The sequence below is a fragment of the Granulicella sp. L56 genome (assembly GCF_009765835.1).
Lineage (GTDB): Bacteria > Acidobacteriota > Terriglobia > Terriglobales > Acidobacteriaceae > Edaphobacter.
In genome coordinates, this window is sequence record NZ_LMUS01000001.1 from 944502 (window position 1) to 970985 (window position 26484).

22 protein-coding genes are annotated in these 26484 nt (G+C 57.0%); 12 read left to right on the forward strand and 10 right to left on the reverse strand.

The window, feature by feature from the left end:
• Positions 1 to 38 precede the first annotated feature (38 nt).
• Both GSQ81_RS03830 and GSQ81_RS19955 read right to left on the reverse strand, forming a co-directional pair.
• On the reverse strand, positions 39 to 725 hold the full coding sequence (locus GSQ81_RS03830) for a carboxymuconolactone decarboxylase family protein (RefSeq protein WP_256369653.1): 687 nt from the start codon (positions 723 to 725) through the stop codon (positions 39 to 41).
• Positions 625 to 1950 (reverse strand): APC family permease, encoded by a 1326-nt coding sequence (locus GSQ81_RS19955; RefSeq protein ID WP_158909368.1) that lies wholly within the window; start codon positions 1948 to 1950, stop codon positions 625 to 627. The genes GSQ81_RS03830 and GSQ81_RS19955 overlap by 101 nt, the downstream gene beginning before the upstream one ends.
• Positions 1951 to 2207: 257 nt before the next feature.
• Here GSQ81_RS19955 and GSQ81_RS03840 point away from each other — a divergent pair, with 257 nt between their 5' ends.
• The 4 genes from GSQ81_RS03840 to GSQ81_RS03855 all read left to right on the forward strand — a co-directional run bounded on the left by GSQ81_RS03840 (position 2208) and on the right by GSQ81_RS03855 (position 8277).
• Positions 2208 to 5393 carry a TonB-dependent receptor gene (locus tag GSQ81_RS03840; RefSeq protein ID WP_158909369.1) on the forward strand — a complete coding sequence of 1062 codons (3186 nt, stop codon included), beginning with the start codon at positions 2208 to 2210 and terminating at the stop codon, positions 5391 to 5393.
• Between the two features lie 87 nt (positions 5394 to 5480).
• Entirely contained in the window at positions 5481 to 6113 is a 633-nt protein-coding gene (locus tag GSQ81_RS03845; RefSeq protein WP_158909370.1) for a carboxymuconolactone decarboxylase family protein, read from the forward strand.
• Positions 6110 to 6724: a carboxymuconolactone decarboxylase family protein gene (locus GSQ81_RS03850; protein ID WP_158909371.1), complete on the forward strand. Its 615-nt coding sequence runs from the start codon at positions 6110 to 6112 to the stop codon at positions 6722 to 6724. The genes GSQ81_RS03845 and GSQ81_RS03850 overlap by 4 nt, the downstream gene beginning before the upstream one ends.
• A complete protein-coding gene (locus GSQ81_RS03855; protein ID WP_158909372.1) occupies positions 6724 to 8277 on the forward strand; it encodes an esterase family protein in 1554 nt (517 codons plus the stop codon). Before GSQ81_RS03850 ends, GSQ81_RS03855 begins: the two co-directional genes overlap by 1 nt.
• 80 nt (positions 8278 to 8357) lie before the next feature.
• Here GSQ81_RS03855 and GSQ81_RS03860 read toward each other — a convergent pair whose 3' ends face one another.
• Positions 8358 to 10829, reverse strand: a complete 2472-nt coding sequence (locus tag GSQ81_RS03860) for a beta-L-arabinofuranosidase domain-containing protein (protein WP_158909373.1) — start codon at positions 10827 to 10829, stop codon at positions 8358 to 8360.
• A gap of 332 nt (positions 10830 to 11161) precedes the next feature.
• On the opposite strand from GSQ81_RS03860, the gene GSQ81_RS03865 reads away from it, so the two are divergent.
• From GSQ81_RS03865 to purU, 5 genes are all read left to right on the forward strand, one after another.
• Positions 11162 to 11341 carry a heavy-metal-associated domain-containing protein gene (locus tag GSQ81_RS03865; RefSeq protein WP_371715223.1) on the forward strand — a complete coding sequence of 60 codons (180 nt, stop codon included), beginning with the start codon at positions 11162 to 11164 and terminating at the stop codon, positions 11339 to 11341.
• Between the two features lie 18 nt (positions 11342 to 11359).
• Positions 11360 to 13798 carry a heavy metal translocating P-type ATPase gene (locus tag GSQ81_RS03870; RefSeq protein WP_371715216.1) on the forward strand — a complete coding sequence of 813 codons (2439 nt, stop codon included), beginning with the start codon at positions 11360 to 11362 and terminating at the stop codon, positions 13796 to 13798.
• Entirely contained in the window at positions 13795 to 14163 is a 369-nt protein-coding gene (locus GSQ81_RS03875) for a metal-sensitive transcriptional regulator (RefSeq protein ID WP_158909375.1), read from the forward strand. The genes GSQ81_RS03870 and GSQ81_RS03875 overlap by 4 nt, the downstream gene beginning before the upstream one ends.
• A gap of 132 nt (positions 14164 to 14295) precedes the next feature.
• A complete protein-coding gene (locus tag GSQ81_RS03880; RefSeq protein ID WP_158909376.1) occupies positions 14296 to 14775 on the forward strand; it encodes a hypothetical protein in 480 nt (159 codons plus the stop codon).
• A gap of 615 nt (positions 14776 to 15390) precedes the next feature.
• On the forward strand, positions 15391 to 16278 hold the full coding sequence (gene purU / locus GSQ81_RS03885) for a formyltetrahydrofolate deformylase (protein ID WP_254059973.1): 888 nt from the start codon (positions 15391 to 15393) through the stop codon (positions 16276 to 16278).
• Positions 16279 to 16348: 70 nt separating this feature from the next.
• Here purU and GSQ81_RS03890 read toward each other — a convergent pair whose 3' ends face one another.
• The 7 genes from GSQ81_RS03890 to GSQ81_RS03920 form a co-directional block, all read right to left on the reverse strand.
• Positions 16349 to 17371 (reverse strand): thioredoxin domain-containing protein, encoded by a 1023-nt coding sequence (locus tag GSQ81_RS03890; protein WP_254059974.1) that lies wholly within the window; start codon positions 17369 to 17371, stop codon positions 16349 to 16351.
• A 43-nt stretch (positions 17372 to 17414) separates the two neighbouring features.
• Positions 17415 to 19100, reverse strand: coding sequence for an NAD+ synthase (locus tag GSQ81_RS03895; RefSeq protein WP_158909377.1), 1686 nt, complete (start codon positions 19098 to 19100; stop codon positions 17415 to 17417).
• Positions 19101 to 19244: 144 nt separating this feature from the next.
• Positions 19245 to 20759 (reverse strand): sugar transferase, encoded by a 1515-nt coding sequence (locus tag GSQ81_RS03900; protein ID WP_158909378.1) that lies wholly within the window; start codon positions 20757 to 20759, stop codon positions 19245 to 19247.
• 306 nt (positions 20760 to 21065) lie between these two features.
• On the reverse strand, positions 21066 to 21893 hold the full coding sequence (locus tag GSQ81_RS03905; RefSeq protein ID WP_174237942.1) for an ABC transporter ATP-binding protein: 828 nt from the start codon (positions 21891 to 21893) through the stop codon (positions 21066 to 21068).
• A 243-nt stretch (positions 21894 to 22136) separates the two neighbouring features.
• Entirely contained in the window at positions 22137 to 22841 is a 705-nt protein-coding gene (locus GSQ81_RS03910; protein WP_158909380.1) for a molybdenum cofactor guanylyltransferase, read from the reverse strand.
• A gap of 2 nt (positions 22842 to 22843) precedes the next feature.
• The gene (locus tag GSQ81_RS03915) at positions 22844 to 24307 is read right to left on the reverse strand and encodes a dipeptidase (protein WP_158909381.1); all 1464 of its coding nucleotides are present in this window, start codon (positions 24305 to 24307) and stop codon (positions 22844 to 22846) included.
• A 65-nt stretch (positions 24308 to 24372) separates the two neighbouring features.
• Positions 24373 to 24768: a cupin domain-containing protein gene (locus GSQ81_RS03920; protein ID WP_158909382.1), complete on the reverse strand. Its 396-nt coding sequence runs from the start codon at positions 24766 to 24768 to the stop codon at positions 24373 to 24375.
• A 98-nt stretch (positions 24769 to 24866) separates the two neighbouring features.
• Between GSQ81_RS03920 and GSQ81_RS03925 the strand changes: the two genes are divergently transcribed.
• Genes GSQ81_RS03925 through GSQ81_RS19970 form a run of 3 tightly spaced genes read left to right on the forward strand, consistent with a single transcriptional unit; the run spans position 24867 to position 26374 of the window.
• Positions 24867 to 25274 (forward strand): cupin domain-containing protein, encoded by a 408-nt coding sequence (locus GSQ81_RS03925; RefSeq protein WP_158909383.1) that lies wholly within the window; start codon positions 24867 to 24869, stop codon positions 25272 to 25274.
• A gap of 18 nt (positions 25275 to 25292) precedes the next feature.
• Entirely contained in the window at positions 25293 to 26009 is a 717-nt protein-coding gene (locus GSQ81_RS19965) for an FAD-dependent oxidoreductase (RefSeq protein ID WP_158909384.1), read from the forward strand.
• A gap of 17 nt (positions 26010 to 26026) precedes the next feature.
• Positions 26027 to 26374, forward strand: coding sequence for a DUF488 domain-containing protein (locus GSQ81_RS19970; RefSeq protein WP_254059975.1), 348 nt, complete (start codon positions 26027 to 26029; stop codon positions 26372 to 26374).
• Positions 26375 to 26484: the final 110 nt, after the last annotated feature.

Below are 26484 nucleotides of genomic sequence, written 5' to 3' on the forward strand. Positions count from 1 at the left end.
TTAGGTTGTATCTCTCACTATGATGCGCAGACCATTTTCTACTGTGCCGCGACCGCGGGCAGGTACTCCTTGCTTACGCTCACGTATCCGTCGCGCGCCACGCGTTTGCCTCGCTCTCTGTACATTGCCTCGTCCTTTGGCTGCACCGTGTCCAGACCGTCGACATAGCGGTTGTACATGCAGAAAGCCGCGGCGATCAGGACGGTATCGTGTATCTCCATATCCGTCGCGCCCACCACTCGCGCGTCTGCTACAGCGGAGGAAGTTACGTGCTTGCCGCCCTTCTGCACTTGCCCCGCGATTACCAGCAGGGCCTTCAGCTTGTCCGAGATCGCAGCGTTTCGAAAATCGACCTTTACCTTCTTCACCAGTGCCTCGTCATCGCCAAGGCTGGCGGCGGCAATGGCGCCGTGGATCGTCTGGCAGTAGTAGCAGTCGTTCTCCGTCGACACATAGGTCGCGATTAACTCGCGTTCGCCGGGCGTTAGGGAGTTCGGGCCATGCAGCAAAATCTCCACCAGTTCATTAAGCGGTTTCGCGGTCTCGGGCCGGAACGCCATTGCGCCTCGGATTCCGGGAAGCCCTTCGGGTAATTGGATATGTGCCATGGAGTGTCGTGTCCTTTCAGGGAAGAGTTTGTTCTGGAACCTGCGTCGTGACAGATTGCCGCGAAGAGAAGAAGAAGTGGCGGATGGGATCTCCGCACAGCACGGCGAGCAGGCCAAGCAAAGCTGGAAGCGGATCATGCATCAGGATGAGCAGGTTGATTGCGCCGCAACCAACGAGGAAGAGAATCGGAGCAGCGGGATACCACCATCGCCGCACCGGCTCCTTCAAGCGGAAGAGAGAAGCGGCAGAGAGCGCAAGAAAGCAGATTGCCGAAAAAATAATGAATGAGAGAATGCGGTCGAATGCTCCAAAGCACAGGACCAGCAGGGCCAGACCCATCTGCAACAGGACCGCATTCGCAGGCGTCCCGAAGCGCGGGTGCAGCCGTCCGAAGATGGAGAAGAATGCGCCGTCCTTCGCCATCGCATAATAGACGCGCGGCGCGGCCATCGTCATCGCCATCATCCCGCCCAGCACCGAGAGCAAAACGCAAGCCGAGAGCACTCGCCCGCCGAGGCTTCCAAACAGTGCCTCGCCGAACTGGGCCACGAATGCGGTGTTGGAGACGATGCGGTCGAGCGGCACCACGGAGAGAAACGCGAAGCTCACAAGAAGGTAGACTAGCGTCACCAGCAGAACGCCGCAGGTGAATGCCAACGGTAGATTTCGCCGTGGATTGCGGACCTCGCCGGCAATCTTTCCCGCCTCCCACCATCCTCCGAAGCTGAAAAACGCGGCAACCGTTGCACCCGCGACCGCACCGAAGATCGGTTCCGACCCCGCGCGTCGATGCACCAGCGGCAGTATGTTGCCGATGGTCGAGTGTCCGGAGAACCACGCCCATGCTACAAGACACAGCAGCACACCAACCTTCAACAGGTTCGCTGCCGACATCACGCGACGGCTAAGGCGCGTTCCCACGTAGTTGATCCCGGCAAGCGCGACAAGCAAAAGCGCTGGGACCCAAAGCCGCGAACGCTGGGATATTCCCAGCATCGAAAAGATGTACGGTGTGGCACCCATTGCTAAAGCCGCTGCGAGACCTGGATCCATCACTGCGGCGGACATCCAGCCGTACAGAAAAGCGACGCGTCCACCATAGCCTTCGCGCAGATAGACATACTCGCCGCCCGCATGAGGAAAGCGAACCGCAAGCTCCGAGTAGCAGAGCGCGCCGCACATTGCGATCAGCCCCATGCCGCCCCACACCGAAGCCAACAGCGCTGGAGACCCCAGAGACTTCGCCATAGCGGCGGGGGTAAGGAAGATGCCGAGCGCGATCGACTCGCCCATGACGACGGCGATCGTACCTGCCAAACCCATCTGACGACGCTGTTCCATTGAGGCACCATCCTACGTGCCTCTTCCATAATCGGCATCCATCGAAAGATTGAGATTGCCGTAGATTCAGGCAATTCCTTACTCCATCAAAGGATCGAACCACAATTCAATCTTCCGGGCGACGACAACTCCGACCGCTGACTGTAGTGTTGGCACGAATACAGATCAACATGAATTTTTCATTAGCCCACGGCCCCGAAGTGCCGCTTTTTTGCGCACACCGACAACGGCCCGGGCATGGAAAACGGAGTGGACGAATGCGTAAAACCCTTGCAGCACTTCTCTGGATGGCAGTGAGCACACTAGCCTTTGGACAGCTTCCCAGCGGCACAATCAATGGACGAGTCACCGACCCGCAGGGCGCCAGCGTTTCGGGCGCGCGAGTCAGCGTCACCAACACAGCCCAGGGCACCTCGCGGCAGACGGTTACGAATGCGGAGGGGTTGTATGTCTTCTCCTCGCTGAATGTGGGGGCCTATGACCTCCGCGTCGAAAGTCCCTCCTTCGCCGTCACCGAGACGCACGACGTCGTCCTTGAAGCCGGCAAAGCGAGGACCGTCGATGTGGAGCTCTCGCTCGCAACCTCGCACGCAGTCGTGAATGTGACGGCCGACAATCAGGGCGTCGATCTCTCGCAGTCCATGATCCAGGGCCAGATCACCTCGAAGACCATCGAAAACATTCCGCTCAATGGCAGGAACTTTCTTGAGCTGGCTTACCTCGTCCCCGGCAATCGCCCTGCTCCTACCTTCGACCCCACCAAGACCAATACGCTCGAGGTCAGCTCCGCAGGAAGCTTTGGAAGAGGCGGCAACATCACCGTAGACGGCGGCGACAATAACGACGAGATCGTCGGCGGGACCCTCGCCAACTTCCCCGAGGATTCGGTGCAGGAGTTCCAAATCGCCACGGCAAGGTTCACTGCGGAGGTCGGCCGCTCCGGCAACAGCATCATCAACATCGTCACCAAGTCCGGGACCAACGACTATCATGGCTCGCTCTTCCTCTTCGAGCGCAACCGCAATCTTCAGGCACTCCCAGCGACCTTCGACCACACGCTGCCCACTCCTCCCTTCGACCGCGAGCAGTACGGCGCATCGTTCGGAGGCCCATTGCGCAAAGATAACGCGTGGATCTTCAGCTCGGTTGAATACCGCGATCAGAATGCCGCGCTCCAGACCGGGACACGCAACTTCGCGACCTCGACCATCCAAAATACCTCGGCTCCCGCTCCGTTGCGCGATGCACTCTGGTCTTCACGCTACGATCAGAAGCTCGGCGCAAGCAACAGCCTCATGGTGCGCTATTCCTTCAACCGCTCTACCGATACCGGCGAGGCCACTCCCTCGGAGACGACGCCCTCCTTCAGCGCTGCGGAACGGCAGAACTCGCTCAACCGTTTCAACTCCATCGAGACCACTCTCACCACGGTCCTCTCGCCTACCCGCGTCAACAGCCTCTCTTTTCACTACGACAATTTTTCCAACGAAATTCCTCCCTTCCCGCAAAGCGATCCCACCACTGATCCGCAACTCAACCTCACCAATGAGCTCATCTTTCCCGACCTCGCGGATGGTGCAAACTTCAACCTGCCGCAGGCCACGCAAATGAACCGCATTCAGCTCCGCGATGGCTACTCCTGGGCACTCGGCAAACACACCCTGCACCTCGGCGCGGAGTTTCAGCACTACTCTGCCGCCGGCGAGATTAATGTCTTCGGCAGCGGCACCGTCATCCTCCCCGTCGACTTCGCCTTCGCCGACCTCAACGGCGATGGCCAGGTGAACGATCTCGACCTCCCCATCGCCGTCGCGCTCAAGAGCAGCGCTCCCGTCACGCCAGTGCCTATTCCCCAGGTATTCAACAGCTACATCGCGGGCTACGTGCAGGACGACTGGCGCGTCGATCCCCGCCTCACCCTCAACCTGGGTTTGCGCTGGGAGTACGACACCAACATCACCGGCACCTCCAGCGCCCACGGCCCATGCCCCAATCTCACCTCGATACCTTCAACTCCCTGCACCTGGATGGCGAACATTCTCGATCTCAAGAAATCTCCTGACAGCAAAGACTTCAGCCCACGCGTCGGCTTCGCCTACGATCCCTACGGTCGAGGCAGGACTGTCTTCCGCGGCGGTTACGGAATCTACTACGACCGCATCATCCTCGAAGCCGCCTCCAAGGAGCTGGTCCAGAACAACCGCGCGCTCACGGTAACGCAGTACTCCGGCTCCGCCTGCATCTCACCCTACGTCCCTGGACCGCCCAGCCTCAATGCCTGCTTCGCTCCTCTCGCCAGCTTCGCTCCTGGATCTCCCAGCCTCCTTGCCCCTTTCAGCGGGCCAAGGCAGACAGGTGGAGTCGGCCTGATCGCCACAGGACCTGACACTCATCATCCGATCTACCAGCAATTCTCCGTCGGCCTCCAACAGCAGTTCGGTAACGACTGGGTTCTCTCTGCGGATGGCCTTCACGTCTTCGCGCGCCGCCAGTTGAACGGTCACTTCCTGCGCTCCACCAATTCAACCTCGCCCGATGTCGCCTGCCCTGGCAATAATCTTCCCTGCCTCATCACCGACCCGGTGAGCGGCATTTCCGACAGCATCACGATCCTCGAGTCGAAGGCCAAGTCCTGGTACGACGGCCTCATCGTCAGCCTGCAGCATCGAAGCTCGAAGCTTGGCCCCATCGGTTATCAGTACAACGTCAGCTACACCCTCTCGAAGACGCTGGACTACTCCGACGACGATCAGCTCACCAACGGCGACGCCAACGAGCAGGTCAATCTGGTTGAGGGAGTCAATCAACCGCAACTGGAGAAAGGATATGCCGTCACCGACGAGCGCAGCCGCCTCACCCTCTACGGAGAAGCCCAGTTCCCCTGGCATATCTCGGCAGCCCCGATCTACACCTTCGGCTCCGGCGTGCCCGCGGACACCTTCCTCCCCGGCACCGGAGCGATCAACGGAGCCACCGGGTCGCGTCTGCCGCTGCTCGCGCGCAACTCCATCGGCCGCGAGATCAAAAACAGCGACCAGCTCAACGCCGTCATCGACAAGTGGAACGCCTTGCCTGTATGCCCAGGAGCATATCCCTGCCTCGCCGGCGGAACACTTCAGCATGTTCCTGGCGGCATCAACTTCTACAGCCCCTTCAGCTCGCTTGATCTTCGCTTGAAAAAAGACTTTCTGTTCAGAGACCGCATGACCCTCAGCCTGATCGGCGAAGCCTTCAACGTCTTGAACCAGACCAACATTCGCGGAACCAGCAACAACAACTATTCGGGAAGGAACATCTCCATCGGGCCCTTCCAGGTGGCCCAGAACGGCCAGCCTGCACAGGCTGTCCAGAGCAACTTCTACTCTGCCGTCACCACGGCGGGCGGCTTCTTCGGCTCCGGCGGTCCCAGAGCATTCCAGTTCGCCGCGCGTCTGGCCTTTTAGCGCATAGATGACGCAGGCAGATGGGATAGACATTCCATCTGTCTGCAAGACGACGCTGTTGCGCCAACGGGAGAAACGAGGTTCACCTTGAGTACGCCGGAAGTTGCAATTGTCGATGAGCCGTTTGAATCCACCCACCTTCCCCTCGTAGAAGAAGATGGGGCCACCGGCACCGTGGCCGCTATCTACGCCGACTATCGTTCTCGCTTTGGACGCCCGCATGTCCCAGGCATTCTTAAGTGCTTCGCCACCCATCCGCCCCTGCTCGAACAGATGCTCGCGCTGGCCTCCAGCCTTCTCTTCGTCGACGGCCATCTCAACCGCAGAACCAAGGAGATGATTGCTACGCACGTCTCGGCCCTCAACGCCTGCTCCTACTGCTTGGATAGCCACGCGTCGTTTCTGCACCAGCAGGGAGGCAGCGACGAATTGCTGCTCGCGCTCTTTACCGGAAATTCCGCCGATCCAGCGATCGACGCCAAAGACCGCGTCCTGCTGAACTTCGTTGCCAAAGTAACCGACGAGTCTTATAAAGTCTGCGCTGCCGATATCCAATCACTCGAAGACTCCGGCTGGCATCAGCAGCAGATCGCCGAGACCATCCATATCACCGCGCTGTTTGCCTGCTTCAACCGAGTGGCCAACGCCTTTGGGCTGCCTTCGCAGCACCTGTTTCATCGTGACCTGACACAGCTCTCGTCCGCAAAGGAAAACGCATGAACACAACGCACCCCTCGCAGCAGCCAATGTTTCTTCGCGGAGTCGAAAACGACCCAAAGCCCAGCGTCTATCGCGACCTTATCGAGAACGCTAAGTCCTCGGGCGGCGACTACTGGCAGATCTGGCATCTCCTCGCCTTCGATCCCGAAGCTGCCCATCATCTCGCCGCGCTCTCCCACACGCTGATGCACAACGAAGCTCCCATCACCGCCGGCCTCCGCGAGTTGATCGCCGCCTACACCTCCTCGCTTAATCAATGCGAGTTCTGCATGAAAGCACACGCCGCGGTCGCAGCAGAGCTGCTGCATGACGAAGCTCTCGTGTGGAGCGTTCTCAACGACCTCGAATCGTCGAAGATCGACGACAAGCAGAAAGCTCTGCTCCGCTTCGTTCGCAAGGTCACCCTCGCCCCCGCATCCATCACAACAGCCGACACTGTTGAACTGAATGCAGCCGGATGGGACGATGCCGCTATCTTCTACGCCATCTCCGCGTGTGCCCTGTTCAACTTCTACAACCGCTGGGTCTCCGCCAGTGGAGTTCACCCTGTCAGCGATGACGCATTTAAACAACTCGCCTCACGCATGGCCAAAACGGGATACGCACGCTGATGAAAAAATTCAATTCCCTCCAAATTATTGCTGCTGCCACTTTCTTTCTTGCAGTTAATCTTGCCGCCGCTCAATCGCCAGTACCGCAACATCTCTTCTTCCACGTCACGCTCTCGCCGCAGCTTCAGCACCCTGTATCCGGACGCCTTCTTCTCTTCGTTTCGCCGGGGCATGGAGCAAAAGCTGTCGACATGAACATGATGTCGCCGGCCAGTGTCTACATTGCGGCAAAAGAAATTGCGAGCCTCGCGCCCGGCCAGACCATCGACATCGACGCAGACGACATCGTATTTCCAGCACCGCTCTCGCAGGCTGCGAAGGTCGACTATCAGGCCCAGGCCGTCCTCGATGTCGCCCACACATACAACTACGCTGGCCGCCAATCCGGTGACCTCATCAGCTCCGTTGTCGATCTGCAAGCGTGGAACCCACCGACAGACGCCGCCCCCACTCTGACTTTATCGACCGTCGTACCACCACCGCCCGATCCTCTGGCGGAGCTTCCCGAAGTCAACGCCGCGCTCAAGCCTGTCAATTTCGTCAGCCCCGTACTTTCACGATTCTGGGGACGCGATATCACGATGAAGGCCTGGGTGCTTCTCCCTCCCGGCTACGGCGACCATCCGCACGACCGCTACCCGGCCGTCTACTTCACTCACGGCTTCGGCGGAGATCTCGCGACCATGCGCGCGCGCAATGCTTCCGTCCTCTACCAGCGCATGAAGAGCGGCAAGATTCCGCCGATGATATGGGTCCTGCTCGATGAGAGCAGTCCCACCGGCACCCACGAGTTCGCCGACGGCGTCAACAACGGCCCATGGGGCACAGCGCTGACCACGGAGCTGATTCCCTCACTCGAAGCCCACTATCGCATGGACGCACGAACCTCCGGACGTTTTCTGCAGGGACACTCCTCCGGCGGATGGGCCACGCTCTGGCTCCAGACCACCTACCCCAAAATCTTTGGGGGCACCTGGTCCACCTCACCCGACCCGAGCGACTTCCACGCCTTCAGCACGATCGATCTTTACGCTCCGGGCGCAAACATGTATCGCCATGCGGACGGCTCTCCCCAACCCATCATCCGCATGCACCAGACCGTTCTCGCAACGATGGAGCAGATGGCCCATATGGAGTCGGTCCTCGGAGATTACGGAGGCCAGATGGGCTCCTTCGAATGGGTCTTCTCCCCGCGAGGCCCCGACGGACGCCCACTTCCCATGTTCAATCGCCAGACCGGCGATGTCGATCCGGCCGTGATCGCATACTGGCGCGATCACTACGACATCTCGCACTACATCGAAACGAATTGGACAACCTTAAAGCCCGACCTGCGCGGCAAGATCCATCTCTATGTCGGCACCGACGACACGTTCTATCTTGATGGTGCAGCGCACCGGCTACAGTCTTTATTGGAACGTCTGGATGGGCAAGGTCACTTCACGTTCATTCCTGCGAGAACCCACTTCGACCTCTACCGTCAGGGAGACGACCCCTCCGCGCTCTTCGATCAAATTGCTGCAGAGATGTATGCCGTCGCTCGACCGAAATAAACCCGAGATCGTTTATCAGGGAATCTCCACGGCATAGCCCCGGCATTTAATGTGCATACTTCGATCTCACCCAGCCAGAATCACGCCAGGAGAGGGATACACGGATAGCAAGTGAACTCCTCCTGTGATATCTGCCAGTAGGGCATAAATCTCATCTCCGGATCTCCTCTAACAGCAAAGTGCAAGGGAGATCCTTCGATCGGTTCCAGTTGGCTGGCGATGTGTTCCAGATCATGGCTGCCGTTGAAAGAAAGCTCCATTTTGGATCGCCCGACAGCCGCAAGCAGGATAGGACCATACTCAAACGAGTACCTCGCCTGGCCCTCAACTTGATCGGCGCCCGTATAGCGCTTGATCTTCACTGCTGCCGGAAGCGTGAACTCGATGATGTCACCATCACGCCATTTGCGATTGAGCGCCACGTAGGTTCCTGCATTGCCAACACCGGCGGACTTGCCGTTGACCGAAATCTTCATCTCGCTGATGGCCCAGGAAGGGACCCTGATTCGAAGATTGGCCTGCGTGGGGACCTCAGTCTTTATCGTGCCGAGGACCTTCGTTTCCATCGGAAAATTCGTCTTGATCGTCAACTGCATGGGCTGGTGTTCCTGTTGCCAACGAATCGTCGAGGGCTCGTAAAGATGGACGTACAACCCATCTGAGGCGATGGAATAGATGTGTTCTGGCAGAGAGCCGAGCAACCGCGTTCCCTGCCCCTCGCAACACGTATTCTGGTGCGTGGATTTTTCTTTCTTTCCTTCAAGGATGGTGTGATAACGCAATCCCGCGCCGCCATCCTGGTTGGCCATGCCAACGTTATAGATAGACTTTTCGATTTCAGTTGCAAATCTTTCATCGTCAGGATGCAACATCTGGAAGCGCTGGCTCAGAAAAACCCAAAAGCTGCTGCCGCACAATTCGCCCAAAGGTTGTTTCAGATAGTTGCTGTCGGGTGGATCCTTCTCAAATTCAATAATGGAAATGCTGCCACCAGCCTGCTGCCAGTGAGAACGATAGAGTTCCCAGGCACCTAGAACAGCATCGTAGTAGAGCGGATCTCCCGTGATGAGATACATGTCGAGGTAGGCTTCCAGATTGGTCAGCAGATAACAATGCGGCCGATCATACGGATACTGCCACACCTGCTCTTTCTCACATTTTGCAAGACCATGCAGCCAGGCGTCTTCCTGGTAATAGCGCTGTATCACCTGAGCATCGGCTGGCTTACCCATCGGACTCGCTCCGACTCGGGTATTAGCCACCATGCCTTGACCACCCTGGATTGCGCCGCGCAACATCTCCGGCAGAAATGCCTGCTGATTGAACCAATCGTAATAACCGCGGAGCATCGGCAATGCTTTGGTGTTGCCGCTGTATGCAGCTTCCAATAAGCCATGTGTAAGCCACGCGCGTGTGTAGGCTGCGCGCTCGGAGTAGAAAATCGTGTCTTCCGGATAGGCCATGATGTAGCCGTTTGGCTGACGACACTCCTCTATGCCATCAACGACAACATTCAATCGCCGTTGAAGTTCTGGATGGTCGATCCACCGCACTGTATTTCCCGCGCCCATCAGGAAGCGCCCTGCGTTCGAACCGGCCAGATCTTCTTCCCAAAAAATCTGCGAGCCGGTGGCCTTGAAGTTCTTAATCTTGCCCGTCCGCTCATAGAACTGACGCAAAAGATCATCTGTGGAGTAAGAGTTCAACAGGTACTCGATGTTATTTCGCATCGCAGTCTCAAACACACCGCCACCAAGCGTTACTCCCGTCTTGGGGACACGCGCCTTAAACTGCGCCGGTTTCCAAATTGCAGCGTCGGTTATCGCATGGGGATTATCACGGCGTATCTCTTCTCCATCCTGCCGGAGCGGCCGTGTCAGTTGCTTCAGCTCTTCTTCCGTATTCCCGTACTCCGCATCGGCCGTGGCCTTACAGCCCAGCGCGATATCGTGGCCGCCCGACAACACTCCGACCTTAGCAATCGTGAGAGTGAAATCCTTGCTGTCCACTAGCTGTCCACCAACGGCGGCAGACTCCCTTGGCGGTTGCACTCTTACAGGCCGCAGCTTGGTCGCCGATATGCGCACGTAGCGCCCTTGCACCCCGTGCGCGGGATATTGTGTGATGTTGTCCTTCGGATCGGGAAAATCTGTCTTCGTGAAATCGGCGATCACCTTCGGCTGGCTAAATCCCTCATCATCTGCCGCCTCAATCTTGAAGCGCAGCGGAAAGCCTTCACCGCCGTAATACTGATCGCGTCCCGGATACATTTTCTCGGAGGCCGGGAATAGCCGAATTGCCTCGATCGCCACGCTTGACCCTAGATCCAACTGAATCCATGTCGTGCTGTCAGGATTGGCAACTCGCTTCGAGCGATACGCACGATAAGCAGTCGCCGGAGTTGCCGCCATTCGCAAACCAGTCAAATAGGGCGCCGGTGTGGACGAGGTGGGGTCAGCCCACAGCATCGCCGGCTTTGCCACGCCTGCCACCAGGAGTCCCGCAGCACTATAGGTCGTGTTCGCCAGAAGTTTGCGTCGTGTGAAGCTCATCGTGTTGTTCCTGTCTCTCCCAGACGGTTCCGCGTCTGATTGTTTAATCCTGAGTCATCAATGTTTAACGAGCCATTACTCACTCAAAAATTCGCGCGAACCAAATCATCAAGGAATTGCCAAATCCGCTTTCATTCGAGAGCCGCCAATATGTCCTCCCATCAATTTTCAGAATGATACGTTCCAGTCATGAGAAAAGACAAAATCAACGTAACCCACCACTCGATCCCCAAAAAGATTGAAGCAATTAAATACCTATAGGGGGTATAGGCATATAATCAACACAGGAGATGAACGAGATGAAAGAACCCCTTATGTTATCGATCGATGGAATGCATTGCGCAGCGTGCGTGCGCAGGGTTACTGATGCGCTTCAGAGGGTTGTTGGGCTCCAACTGGATTCAGTGGAAGTAGGTTCAGCGAAAATGGCATTCAATCCAGCAGAAACCACCGCAGACAACATTGCTGCCGTCGTAAACGGCATTGGCTTTCATGCGCATATCGATCAATAAGCCGGAAGAGTTCATCCATTGCTGAGTACAAAAATCAAAAAAGAAATCGTAACAGCCGCTATCGAAGATTCGGGGGCATCGGATCGCGTCACCCTCTCCATCACCGGGATGACTTGCGCGGCGTGCCAGTCCTTCATTCAGCGAACGCTTGCATCCGGGGCCGGAGTAAAAGATGCAATCGTCAATCTCATGCTGCACAATGCGACGGTAACGTTTGATCCGAGTATTACTTCTGCTCCAGCCTTGGTAGACACTGTTCAGGGCATCGGCTATGGCGCAGCCGTCCCACTTATCGATGCATCGGTGCTCGAAGAGCAGGAAAGGCACGATCAGGAGCAGTTGCATGAATATAAAGAATTTCGCCTGAAGGCTGCGATCAGCCTGACCGCTGGAATTGTGGCAATGGTCTTGCCAATGCCGCTCATGAGCATGAGCCATGCCGGAGCAGCGGAGCACATGAAAGATCCCTTCACGAGCTGGAGCATGCGGGTGCTCGATCCAGTCCTGCGCAACGTGCTGCCTTGGATCTACGAAATTAATGACAACACAATGCGCTGGCTTCTCTTCGCGCTGGCTTCATTCGTCATTCTTTGGGCAGGACGCTCTTTCTACATCAAAGCCTGGTCAGCATTGCTGCACAAGACTGCCGACATGAATACGCTCGTTGCTCTCGGGACCGGTTCTGCATTTCTCTATTCCGCAGCAAGCACCATCGCTCCTCAATTTTTCATCGCCCACGGCATTGCTCCCGACATCTACTTTGAAGCGGTCATACTGATCATTGGATTGGTATTGACTGGCAACGCCCTTGAGAGCAGGGCAAAGGGACAAACGGCAGTTGCCCTGCATAAACTCGTGCAGCTGCAACCCAAGACGGCAACCATATTAAAAGAAGGCATCGAAACAAAACTTCCTCTTGAGTCTATCCAGAAGGGCGATCTCATTCTGGTACGCCCTGGCGAACGAATCCCTACTGACGGCTTGGTTGCTTCAGGCAAAAGCAGTGTGGACGAGTCCATGCTCACAGGGGAATCGCTACCCGTCGAGAAGACGCCGCAGTCCCGTGTAATAGGAGGAACGCTCAACCAGAATGGATCGTTTCAATATCTCGCAACAACGTTAGGAACAAGCAGCGCACTCTCTCAGATTGTCCGGCTATTACGTGACGCTCAAGGCTCCCGAGCTCCCATCCAGCGAATAGCTGACCGCGTCAGCGCAATCTTCGTGCCAACGGTGCTCGGCATCGCCATCGTCACTTTTTTTACATGGAGAGTCTTCGCTCCTCATGCTGGAATCATGCAGGCCTTCGCCGCTGCAGTCACCGTTCTTGTGATCGCCTGTCCCTGTGCCATGGGGTTGGCTGTACCCACGGCCGTCATGGTAGCTACTGGACGTGGAGCAGCCCTTGGCATTCTCATCAAAGGCGGCGAGGCTCTCCAACTCCTGGAGAAGGTAGACACTGTTGCACTCGATAAGACAGGCACCATCACCACGGGCTCCCCTCAAGTTACAGATGTCATCGTTGCTGAACAAGATCGCAATGATCTCAACCAGGAAGAATCAACCAACTACGAGGACCGAATCGTCAATCTCGCGGCGGCCTTGGAACGCGCCAGCGAGCATCCTCTGGCCGAAGCAATCATCCGTTATGCTCAAGAGCGGCGGCTAAGTCTTGCACAACCTGAAACCTTCAACTCAATGCCTGGGCTCGGCGTTATTGGCATTGTCGACGGAAACGCAACGCTTATCGGCAATCTCGCGTTGATGGAAAATTACAGTATCGACACAGGGTCCTTAGAAAGATCAGCAACGCACCTCGCAGCAGATGGCAAGACGCCACTTTGGATTGCGATCAATGGCAAGCTGGCCGGTATCATTGCCGTCGCGGATACGGTGAAGCCAACTTCCGCTAAGGCCATTCAGCTGATGCGTGCGCAAGGGCTTCGAGTAGTCATGCTGACCGGAGACAATGAACGCACAGCAAACGCCATTGCCCGCAGGGTAGGCATCGATGAGGTCATTGCGGGGATACTCCCTGCTGGCAAAGTAGATGCCATCATTCGCCTGCAACGGGAGCACCGCATTGTGGCCATGGTTGGAGATGGCGTCAATGATGCACCGGCACTGGCGCAAGCCAACATAGGTCTCACCATGTCTAATGGCTCCGACATTGCAATGGATGCGGGAGACGTAACGCTGATGCGCAACGACCTCGCCGCCGTGGCCACGGCCATTACGCTATCGCGCAGCACTATGCGTGTGATACGCCAGAATCTATTCTGGGCCTTCATCTACAACGTTATCGGCATTCCACTCGCAGCAGGGGTGCTATATCCATTCTTTGGGCTATTGCTGAGCCCGGTACTGGCAAGCGCCGCGATGGCTCTCAGCTCATTCAGCGTAGTAGCCAACAGCTTACGGCTTCGACGGTTGAAGCTGGTTAAAGGACTAATATGACAACAAAAAAAATATCTTCGAAAGCCGCCCTATCTAAAACCAACGCTGTCCCCCGCGGCAACCATTCACTCGAACGCAAAGCAGTAGGTGTTGATGACGAGATCAAGGCTTCCAACCTCCGTCGATTAAGCCGCATCGAAGGACAAATTCGCGGGATACAGCGCATGGTCGAGAACGATCGCTATTGTGCCGACACGCTGACCCAGATCTCTTCAGCGCAGGAGGCGCTGCGGGCCGTCGCTCGTGCGCTCATGCGAAACCATCTCACACACTGCGCTACCCACGCAATTCGTAGTGGTTCGGATGAGGTGAGACATGCCATGTACGACGAGCTTCTGGACATCATCTACAAGAATGCCCGCTAGAACTAAGACCAGTAAGCAAGGGCCACTAACTCAATCAGCAATCTTTTTCGCTCATCTCTCTCTCTTCTCCGCCGATGAAAGTATTGTGCCGCAACGCACAACTTAAAACGGCGGCTTTGGGGAGATAGAGAGATGATCCGGCAGGCGATCAATTGCGATATGTGCGGAGCGGAAAAACAGGAGACCACGAGTCACTGGTTTGTGGCTTATGAGCAAGGCGGAGAGCTGAAGCTGCGCGGATGGGAATCGCCAAAACAATCCCGAAAGGATGTAAAGCATCTGTGCGGACAAAAGTGCGCCCAACGTCTCACCGCCAACTTCACTGCGTCTGTAATGTCCTCAAGCAATGTAAATGAGGTTGCTAAGGTTGCCGAAGCAGTGGAGAAGCCCGCAGCAGAAGTGATCGACCGGGACGATATGCCCATCCTTCAGCGCATGGGCTACGACCGCGCGACTGCGGCGATGATTGAAGACGAGTCATGGGCTGGTCCCGCAAAGCCTAAGGTCGCCGCGCGCAATGCGGAGAGCAGGCAGAAGATTGAGCGCGAAAGCTTCATCAACGCAACCCATGTAAAGCAGCCAATGTCCAGACCATTTCAGCGCATGGCTTAAGCAATGCAAAAACTCCGAGCATTTCAGCCGAAGCGGCTCACAGCATCATCGTGAGCCACTTCGATACAAAACCCGCTTCTCGACTTATGCTCTTCGCTAGCTAAAATCCTTTGCATTCGCCTGCTTCGGGCGATACCATCCTGCTCTCTCTTTCCTAAAAAGGACAACAAAACCCTATACAAGCCTTTAGTATCGGGGCGAGTCAATCCTACTGTTCAGCCAAGGTCAATCGGGCCGAGATTATTTTTCTACGACGGTAGAGCGGTAGAACCGGGCAGTGCAACCATCACAACGAAACGGGCCAATGCCCAAATGCTTCAAAATCCGTTCATACCACCGCCGCCTCGAGCGTCTCACGGACGCATGTTGGCAAACCGGGCATTTCATCCTGCAAATCTCCTGTCGGGAAGAACTCTTCCGACTCGTTATTCTGACATATATGTGTAACTGACAAATCAATTCGCAGCATAGTGTCTTCCCCAGTCCACCCGTGACAGCTAATAAAATTAGCACTCCTTGAAATCGCCGCCCTAAATATAAGTCGAAATCCAATCAGCCAAAGCTCCCTCATTGCCATTGCCTGTTCTCCCTCTTACATTTGCCGTGGCTATTAATTTGAAAAATGCTCTAATCAATATCAGCGCCATGCCCAAGATCGCCGTTCTCCTCATCGACTGTCCCGACCGCAAAGGTCTCGTCGCAGCCATCGCCAACTTCCTCGTGCAGCAGTGCGACGCCAATATTCTCAATGCCGACCAGCATCAGGATGCCGAACTCGGCCTCTTCTTCATGCGCATCGAGTTCGCCACCGACGACGCCCATTGCGACGAATCGAATTTCAGTGCTGCCTTCACTCCCTTGGCCCTGCAGTTCAAGATGAACTGGCGCCTCACCTTCGCCACGCCGCCCCAGAACGTCGCCATCTTTGTCTCACACTATCTCCACTGCCTGGCCGACCTGCTCCACCGTCATCAGACTGGTGAGCTGAATTGCAATCTCTCGCTTATCATCAGCAATCACGAGGCAGCAAAGCCACTCGCCGACTTCTACAAGATCCCTTTCCACTACCTGCCCGTCACCGCCGCCAACAAGGCCGAGGCCGAGCAGAGACAAATGACTCTCCTGAGCGATCATTCCATCGACCTGGCCGTCCTCGCTCGCTACATGCAGGTCCTATCGCCACAATTCGTCCGCGCTTACCCTCAGCGCATCATTAATGTGCACCACTCTTTTCTGCCTGCCTTCACCGGAGCCCGCCCCTACCACGCCGCCTTCGCCCGAGGAGTCAAGCTGATAGGCGCCACCAGCCATTACGTCACCGAAGTCCTCGATGAAGGGCCCATCATCGAGCAGGACGTCACCCGCATCTCGCAGAACGATCAGCTCCCCGACCTGATCCAGAAGGGGCGCGACCTCGAGCGCCTGGTACTCTCTCGCGCCGTCCGCTGGCACCTCGGCGACCGCATCCTCTCCTACGCGAACAAAACAGTCATCTTCGCTTAGCGCAGGATGACGCACATAAAAAAGCGCACCCAAATCTGGGTGCGCTTCTCTTCTTTGAAATATTAAAAAACTACTTCGCAGCCGAACTCTCACCCGTGCTGACCCCATCCAACTGGGCCTGATAAGAAATGATCTTTTTCAGCGTCTCATAGGGGACCTGTGTAATTGGCAAAAGGTGACCATTTACAGCTAGCTCCGGAGTCTGGTTCACGCCGGAGTCCTCGGCCAGCTTAACCGAAGCATCCACCTGGGCTTTGATCGCCGGTGTAGCCGCACACGCATCAATCGCAGCCGGATCCAATCCAGCCTTGGTGACAGCGCTCTTCAGCGTCGCATCGGCAGTCTCCGCGGTCAAACCGGCCTGCGTGTCGAACACCGCCGAAGCATAGGTGAAAAAGGCAGCGTCGCTATGCTTCTGCACGCAATACCCATACTCTGCCGCCTTGAGTGCGAACGGGTGAATCTGCGTCAGCGGAAAGGGCTGAAAGACCACGCGGGCATTGGGAAAATCTTTCACCAACTGGTCTATCGTCGTCTGCGCTTCTTTGCAATGCGGGCACTCCAGGTCGGCGAACTCAACCAGTAACAGGTCTTTGCCTGCCGCACCACGCGTTGCGCCATCGGCTTGTGCCTCCAGCGTCTTGCGCAACGCTGCAAACGGGGTCGCACCAAACGGAACCACACCGTCGCCTGCAATGACATGGTTGCCGTCCGGCGTCACGAAGAACGCCGCGGTCTGCACCTTTGCATTCGGCGACTTGTCCGATATAAAGACCACCACCTTGTTCACGCCCGGAGCAGCCGTCGTCTGAATCGCCTCAACCCGCCAGATGCGGTTGGAATCGTATCCCCACAACGCTTTTAGAAAAGCATTCACGGTATCGACCGTCGGCGACGCCGCAGTAAAGTACTTCGGATTCGCCGGAGGAAATGGATCTGCTTTAGGCCCCTGTCCTAAATCATTCAACTGCAACGCCGGAGCAGGCGCTGTTGCCTTCGGTGCTGTATCTGTCGTCCCTGTCTGGGCTCCCGCGACTACCGCAACGCTAAGAACCGACGCCAATCCTGCCAACATCCATTTTGAAATCTTCAAAGAATCCTTCCTCCGCCGCCGCTCTACGCGCGCAACACTTCTATTACACCTGAACCTTGACCGCTATGGGAAACCGGCGTCCCGTTCCGAACGATTTTTTTGTCACCTTCAGCACCGGGGCGGCCTGCTGCCGCTTATATTCGCTGCGCTCGACCAACTGCAGGATCGACCTCACCAGCGCAACATCCACGCCCTGTTCCTCCGCAATCTGCTCGGCAGAACAGTATCGTTCCACATAAGCCTCCAAAATCGGATCAAGCACCTCATACGGAGGCAACGAGTCCGTATCCCGCTGCTCCGGCCGAAGCTCCGCCGAAGGCGGCTTCTCGATTGTCGCCCACGGAATCACCTCGCGCTTACGGTTTACATATCGACTGATGGCATAGACCCTGGTCTTCATCACGTCGCCGATCACCGCCAGCGCGCCCACCATATCGCCATACAGCGTGCAATATCCCGTCGACATCTCGCTCTTGTTGCCGGTCGTCAACACCAGCGAGCCAAACTTGTTCGCCAGCGCCATCAGCAATGCTCCGCGTATCCGCGCCTGCAGATTCTCCTCCGCCAGACCGAACGGCGTGCCTTCAAACAAAGGCCGCAGCGTCTGCTGATACTGGGCAAACACATCATGGACCGGCAACAGCTCAAACCTCACGCCAAGGTTCTTTGCCAGAGCCCGCGCATCTTCGATCGAGCCCAGCGAAGAATACTCGCTCGGCATTCCCACCCCAAGCACGTTCTCCGCTCCCAGCGCCTCCACCGCAATCGCAGCCACCAGCGCCGAATCGATGCCTCCGCTCAATCCCACCACGGCCTTTGAAAACCCGCACTTGCGCACATAATCCCGAGTCCCCAACACCAGCGCCTTCCAAACCTCTTCCACCTCATCCAGCACAGGGCCGCTCGCAGCTTTCACTCCATCGACTGCCTCCGTATCGAAGATCACAAGGTCCTCGGCAAACGAAGCTCCCCGCGCCACCACACGTCCCTTCGGGCCAATCACCAGCGAAGAGCCATCGAAGACCAACCCATCATTGCCACCTACCTGGTTCACCATGGCCACATAGGCGCCGTGCCGCTCCGCCAGCGCTGCCAGCATCTTCTGTCGCACCTGCGGCTTGCTCTGCCAGTATGGCGAAGCCGAAATATTCAAAATGATGCGCGAACGTCCAGCCAGATCTTCCGGCTGCGCCCGCCACTTCCCCATCAAGGCCTCTACGGGATCGACCTGATATATCGGCCTCGGCCAGAAGCCTTTGTCATTCCAGGCATCCTCGCAGATCGTGATCGCCAGCGGCTGTCCATCGAGGGCGGTCAGCGCCTGCTCCACGGCTGGCTCAAAGTAGCGCTGCTCGTCAAACACGTCATAGAACGGAAGCAGCATCTTCTGCTGTACAAAACTCACCTCTCCAACGCGCAGCAGAGCCGCGACATTGCGCACCCGCTTGCCCACGGACGACGTTGCCGCCATCACCGTCCCGCACAAAATCGCAGGACGCCCACTCCCGGCTGTCCACGCAGCGATCTCAGCCACCGCCTGGCCAGCCCTGGCGATAAAGGAAGCCTTCTCCAGAAAATCCGCCGGAGGATATCCGCACACGGCAAGCTCGGGAAAGACGACAAGCGATGCGCCCTTTTCGTGAGCGCGCATCGCATATTCAAGTATCTTTTTCGTATTTCCGGCGAAGTCCCCAACCGTCGGATTAATCTGCGCGAGAGCTATCTTCACAGCCTTAAGTCTACCGCTTGAAACCCCGTCTAAAACTCTAAAAGGCCCATCTCGAACTCAAACAACGTCATCTCGACCGAAGGCGGCGCTTTTGCCGCCGCAGTGGAGAGACCCCTTTCGTCGTTGCTCTTGCAGGAGAGCCGCTTAGGTGCCGGTTCCGCTTAACACCACATGCACCGTCCGCGCCAGGATCTTCAGGTCAAGCCAAAGGCTCCAATTCTCCACATAAGCCGTATCCAGAGAGATATAGCTATCGAACGAGGGGTCCTGCCGAGCCTCCACCTGCCACAACCCGGTGATTCCCGGCAATACATCCAGCCTTCGCAGGTGGGCCAGATCGTACTGCTCCACCTCGGCTGCCATCGGCGGCCGTGGCCCAACCAGACTCATATCCCCGCGCAGCACGTTATAGAACTGCGGCAACTCGTCCAGCGAATACTTTCGCAGCACGGCCCCCACCCGCGTAATGCGAGGATCGTTGGCAATCTTGAAGAGAATGCCGTCCCTTTCGTTCATGTGCTCCAGGTCGGCCTTCAATTTGTCGGCATCCTGCACCATGGTGCGGAATTTATAGCAGGAAAACGTCCGGCCCTTTCGCCCAATACGCTCCGCGCCATAAAAGATGGAGCCCTTGGAGTCCATTCGAACGGCAATCGCAATGCCAAGCATTACCGGAGACGTTACCAGCAGCGCAAACGACGCCAGCACGATGTCCAGTGCGCGTTTCAGCAGAAATGCTCCCATGGGGAAGTCCCGCCGGTGCAACGGAATCGTCGGAAACTGGCCGATATATTCGACCGGCGCATTCCACGCCAGTCCGTCATACATGTCCGGCACGACCCGGACATCGATCCCAGCCGTCCGTGCCTCTTCCACCATGCCAATCACCAGCTTCTTATCTGCTGGGACCGAGAAAAAAATCTCATCCACGAAGAGCGATCGCGCCAGAGAAAGGCAGTTGCGCACATCGCCAATCACCTCCGCGTCCCCGGACTCCGCCTCCCGTTCCGTCAGCGCCACAAAGCCTTTGAAGCGAAACCCAAGATGGTTCAGCGACTCCAGATGGTTCCGCAACGCATATCCCACCCGGCCGGCGCCTACAATCAGCACATTGCGCGTCTCTATCCCCTCCCGAAAGCGCTTGTAAACCATCCGCCGCCACACCGCACGCCGCACGCATAGAATGACCACGGAAAACACGACCACCAACGCGACAACAATCCGTGAGACCGCAACTCCATTGAACAGGTAGAGTGCACCGCACAGAAGCAGCCCGGAGACCAGCACCGCCTGCACCGTCATCCTCTGCTCATGCAGGCCGCTGCGATTCTGGATGGGCCCATACAGCCCATACGATCGCGCGAAGAAGATCAGACAGGCCGCAAACCAGCCGATATATAAGAACAGTGTCCGAGGCGACGCCTCAATCAGGTCCGGCAGCATATGCAGCACAGGGGCCTGCGGGGGCAAAGCGACCCGGACACGCAGTGCCAGAATCACCGCTACAAAAACAGTTAACAGATCCAACGATGCCCATACCATGCTGGTCATCGAAGGACGGCGAAACAATCCAAATCGGGTCGAATAAGTGCGTCTGTCTCGAACAGCCCGTGCTTTTGCCGAAACAATAACCTGCTGCAGATAATCCGGTGTCGCCATAGCGAACGCCTCTTTACTGTGATATCCCTTTGACTTCACAGTCGGTAAGATGCCAGAAATAACCCAGGCATGTTGCACGATCAAAAAAATCAATTGCTCCAAGAAAAAAAACACGGTTCAGAACATCAGATCCCTGCTAACCCAATTAGATTCAGCAGCAAACAGAAATCTGCGGAAGCGACGTGTCCGTGGCTTAAGGATACGTTGCCCCATGCAACATGGCAACCCTAAATCTGCAAACTTTTGCGTTATCATTAACGCAAATTATTGATATAAGTTGCTTTTATTGCCGTCCTCTTCGCTACCCTAGGCCGGAACAACCAGCTCATCCATTGCAAGAAACTCCTTCAGCACGGGGTCGTCGCTCTGCTCCATCTCCTCCATCGTCCCAAAGAAATGCGCCTTCCCTCCATGCAACAACACCACCCTGTCCGCCAGCTTCTTCGCAAACCGCGTATCGTGAGTCACGACAATGCTCGTCAGATGAAGCTGCTGCTTCAGCCGCTCGATCAGATTTCCTAACAAATGGGCCATCAGGGGATCGACCATGGTCGTAGGCTCGTCGTAAAGGATGGCCTCCGGCTGGGCCGCCAGCGCCCGCGCAATCGCCACCGACCGCTTCATCCCCGTGGACAGGTCCGAGGGCAGCAGATCTTCCATCCCCGCCACACCTACCATTTCCAACAATCCCTTCACCACCTGCAGAATCTGTTCCTCCGCCAGCTCTCCCCGCTCTCGCAGCGGAAACGCGACATTCTCGCCCACGGTCACCGAGTCGAACAGCGCCCCATTCTGAAACACCATCGTCACCTTCCGCCGGATCACCTGCAGCTCCCGCTCGTTGAGCCCGCAGATATCCTCCCCCGCCACCCGAATGATTCCCTTATCCGGCTTCAGAAACCCCAGCAGCATCTGCAGCGACACCGACTTGCCCACGCCGCTGCGTCCCATAATGCAGAGCGTCTCTCCCGAATTCACGCAAAAACTCACATCGTCCAGTACCACAAAGTCGCCAAACGACTTATGCACATGCTCGAACGAGATATAAGACCCCGGCTTATTCCTGACATCCGGCACAGCCTCGGCCGCAGCCTCATTCTGCGCCGCCGCCTGCTCCATAAACTCTTCAACCATAGGCGCCACATCCGGCGACACCTCCGAAATCAGCGAGTCCTCACCATCCGCCCGCTCCGCAGCCCCAGAGTCTGCGACATGTTCCGATCCCTCACTGTCCGTCGCTTCGACGGGCCGCTTATTTTTATTCCGCGGGTCTCTCTCGTCATCCTGCTCTGCCATCGTCCCCTGCCTTCCATGCTGGCTCTTGTCTTAGTCTTATCAGATGCATGACCGCCCCACCGCTATGCAGCTCATCCTGAATTAATCAGCCGCCAGCACTCCGGCAAAAGACTCAGCAGCGCCAAACTCCTCGGGCGTATTCAGATTGGCAAACCACAGATGCGCTGCACCCCGCTGCGCCTCCGTCGGAACCCATCCGTTCAGGCCACCTTCAACGGCCTCCAAATCTCCGCTCCAGGGAAAGTTCAAAAGCGTCTCATTCAGCTCCACTCCAAACCGTCCCGCCAACTGCATCGCGGCATCCATCAACACGGGAAATAGCTTGAACTCCCCTCGCTGTATCGCCCCATTCACAAACGGCGCAACCTCTTTGTGCACCAGACAAAGTGCAGGCTGTGGCCGCCCATCCACCGTAAACAACGCCACCCGGGTATGTTGCCGCTCAATTACGCTCCCGATCCACGCATCCAGAAACCCCACCGGCAAAAACGGCATATCCACAGCCATCAACAGGTTCCACGCCCTGGTCGAATGCGCCAGCGCAGCCTCGATTCCACCCAGAGGCCCACACCCTTCATGTAAATCCCGAACCAGCGGAGCATAAGCCTCCAGCTCCTCTCTGTTGCCAAGGATAGAAACCTCCGCACAAACCCGCCTTAGCTTCTGCACCGCGCGCAGCACCAGCGGTTTCCCCGCCAGCTCCAGCAACGCCTTGTCCCGTCCCATGCGCGAGCTCTTCCCACCCGCCAGCACATACCCGCTCAAGTCAGTCGGAGCCGTCCTCACCCTCAGGCTCCCAGTCGCGCAAAGAACCGCACAATCGATTCGATTCCGCGATGAAAGTTCGCCAGATGGAACTTCTCATTCGGAGCATGAAGATTGTCATCGGGCAGCCCAAATCCCATCATCACCGTAGGAATCTTCAACTCCCGTTCAAAGTCCCCCACAATCGGGATCGATCCACCCCCGCGCACAAACACCGTCTCCTTGCCGAAGACCTCGTGCATCGCCTCCGTGGCCGCATGAACATATTCATTGTCCGTACTCACCACGATGGCATCCCCCGCGTGGATCAACCTCACCTCAAGCTCAATTCCCTTCGGGCAGATCGACTCCACATAAGCCTTGTACTGCATAAAGCTCTCCGCCGGCGTCATGTCCGGGACCAGCCGCATGCTCACCTTCGCCAAGGCCTTCGCCGGAATCACCGTCTTCGCGCCCGCCCCGGTAAATCCACCCGGCATCCCATGCACATCGAGCGTAGGCCGCGCCCACGTCCGCTCCAGCACGCTATACCCCGGCTCCCCGGTCAGCGCGACCGAGCCCACCTCAGTCTCGCGATAGTGTTCCTCATCGAACGGCAGCGCCTTCCACGCCTTCAACTCCGCATCCGTGGGCTTCTGCACCTTGTCATAAAATCCCGGAATCAGAATCCTTCCATCCTCATCCTTCAGCTTCGCGATCACCTGCGCCAGCGCCACAAACGGATTCGGAGCCGCCCCGCCATACATTCCCGAGTGCAGATCGGTCCGTGCCCCCCACGCCTCAATCTCGGTATAGATCATCCCCCGCAGCCCGACACACAGCGTAGGCAACTCCGGTGCAAACATCTCCGTATCCGACACCAGCGCGACATCCGCCTTCAACTCCTCGCCCTGCTTCCGCACAAACGCGGCAATCCCCTCACCGCCGACCTCTTCCTCGCCCTCGACAATCACGCGCACATTGACCGGCAGCGTTCCACCCCCTGCCGCCATCAACGACTCCAGCGCCTTCACATGCATCCACATCTGCCCCTTGTCATCCACCGCCCCACGCGCATAGATGTTCCCATCCCTCTCGGTCGGCTCAAACGGCGGCGTCTTCCACTCATCCAGAGGATCGGGCGGCTGCACATCGTAGTGACCGTAACAAAGCACAGTCGTCGCGGCTGTCCCATCCGCTGCAGGTACTGCATGGAGCCAATCTGCATAGACCAGCGGATGCCCAATCCGCAACGGCACCACCCGGGCTTGTCCCGCCTCATCCACAATCATCTCTTCCGGCGTGCTCGTCTCAATCAGGCGGACATTCTCCATCCCAATCCGCTTCAACTCAGCCGCCACAAACTCCGCCGCCCGGCGCACATCCCCCACATGCTCCGGCAGTGTGGAGATCGAAGGAATCCGCAACAAAGCCTTCAGCTCCTCCACAAACCGCACCTGATTTTCCTTCGCAAACCCAACCGCCGCCGTCGTCGTATTCGTCGTCACCACTCCACCCCCAAATCAATCTTTCGAAACCCGCATCAACCGGCAACAGGTCAGTTTGCACCGATTCACCGACGGTATTGCTCCTCGCTGACATGCTCCATCCAATCCACAACCTTGCCGTCCAACCGTTCCTGAATAGCGATGTGGCTCATGGCCGTCGTCTGCGTAGCTCCGTGCCAATGCTTCTCTCCCGGAGAGAACCAAACCACATCTCCAGGATGAACTTCCTCAAGCGCACCGCCATCCCGTTGAACCCATCCGCATCCCGCCGTAATAATCAAGGTCTGTCCCAACGGATGCGTGTGCCACGCAGTACGTGCTCCCGGCTCAAACGTGACGCTGGCGCCTGCCACCATCGCCGGATCGGGCGCTTGAAAGAGAGGGTCGATCCGCACCGTGCCGGTAAACCAGTCTGCCGGACCATTCCCTGAGGGCTGCGAACCAATACGTTTGATCTCCATCCCCACATTCTACCCATCAGCGAATTACCCCCACAGGAACATTCCTGCATCCAAGTTAGAAGTAGAAGAGTCACATAGCCATCGAAGGGAGATGAGACATGACCACTTCCCAGCAAGACGGCACCATGATCGACAAGCAGGCGCAGTTCGATCTACTCAAGGAGATAGCCGACTCCGAGCAGAAGAAACCCTGGCCCTCCGGCCTCTACGCCAAAACCCTCTTCAAGAAGCACGACTTCCGCATCGTCCTCATCACAATTGAAAAAGCCGCGAAGATGAAGGAGCACCACGCCGACGGAACCATCTCCATTCAGGTCCTCAAGGGGAAAATTCGTCTCAACGTCAACAACCATCCCCACGATCTCAGTCCCGGCAACCTCTTCACGCTGGCCGCCTCCATCCGACACGACGTCGAAGCTGTCGAAGACTCCGCCTTCCTGCTGACCATCTCCTGGCCCAGCGATGAAGAACTCGCAGCCATGAAGCACCGAGGCTACGGCACCTAACCGAAAGGAACCCGCCAAGTGGCAACCTATAAGATCAAGTTGAAGCGTCGCAGCGAAGTAGCCTCCGGCACGATGGCCTTTCACTTCGAAAAGCCAGACGGCTTCACCTTCGAGCCCGGTCAATGCGGCGATTTCACCCTCCCAAATCCACCTCAGAACGACGCCGAAGGCAACAAGCGCAGCTTCTCGATCGCCGCCGCGCCTTACGAGAACGAACTCTTTATCGCCACACGCATGCGCGACACTGCCTTCAAGCGTTCCCTGAAGCTCATCGACCTCGGCACCGAACTTGATCTCGAAGCACCCTGGGGCGAACTCACCCTCCACGACGACGCTCGCATCCCCGCCGTCTTCCTCACCGGAGGCATCGGCATCACGCCCGTCCGAAGCATCGTCCTTCAGGCCGCGCACGATAAGCTGGCCCACCCACTCTTCGCCTTCTACTCCAATCGAACCCCGAATGATGCTGCCTTCCTCGACGAGTTGGCCGCAGCACAGGAAGCGAATCCCAACTTCACCCTCATCGCCACCATGACAGAGGTGAACAACGCTCAATGGAGCGGCGAAACAGGCTACATCACCGAAGCCATGCTCAAAAAGCATCTGCCCGACCTGAGCCGCCCCATCTACTACCTCACCGGGCCACCCGAGATGGTCGCCGCCATGCAAAAGCTTCTCAAAAACGCCGGTGTGAAAGAAGCCAACATCCGTGCCGAAGAATTTTCAGGCTATTAATTTCAAAAATAGAAGCCTTGATCAAAATCAAGCTCAAGCGAGTCTACGAAGCTCCCGCCAAAGCAGACGGCACCCGCATTCTCGTAGACCGCCTCTGGCCTCGCGCCCTGACCAAAGAAAAGGCAAAGGTGGATCTCTGGCTGAAAGAAGTCGCTCCCAGCACCGAACTAAGAAAATGGTTCGCCCACGACCCAGCCAAATGGCACGAATTTCAGACCCGTTACAAATCCGAGCTGAAAAATAATCCCGAACAAGTAGCGCTTCTGAGGAAAGAAGTAGCGAAGGGTCCAACAACCCTCCTCTACGGAGCAAAGGACGAGCAGCACAACGAAGCTGTCATCCTCCAAAAATTAGTTCAACACTAAACTATTCGGATACTAAACTATTAGATATTGAACTATATTTCGCCCTTTGCCGCCTTTTGATCGGTGTCATCGGTGAAAATCGGTGTTAAGCCGTTCGCCAGCCCCCGCCC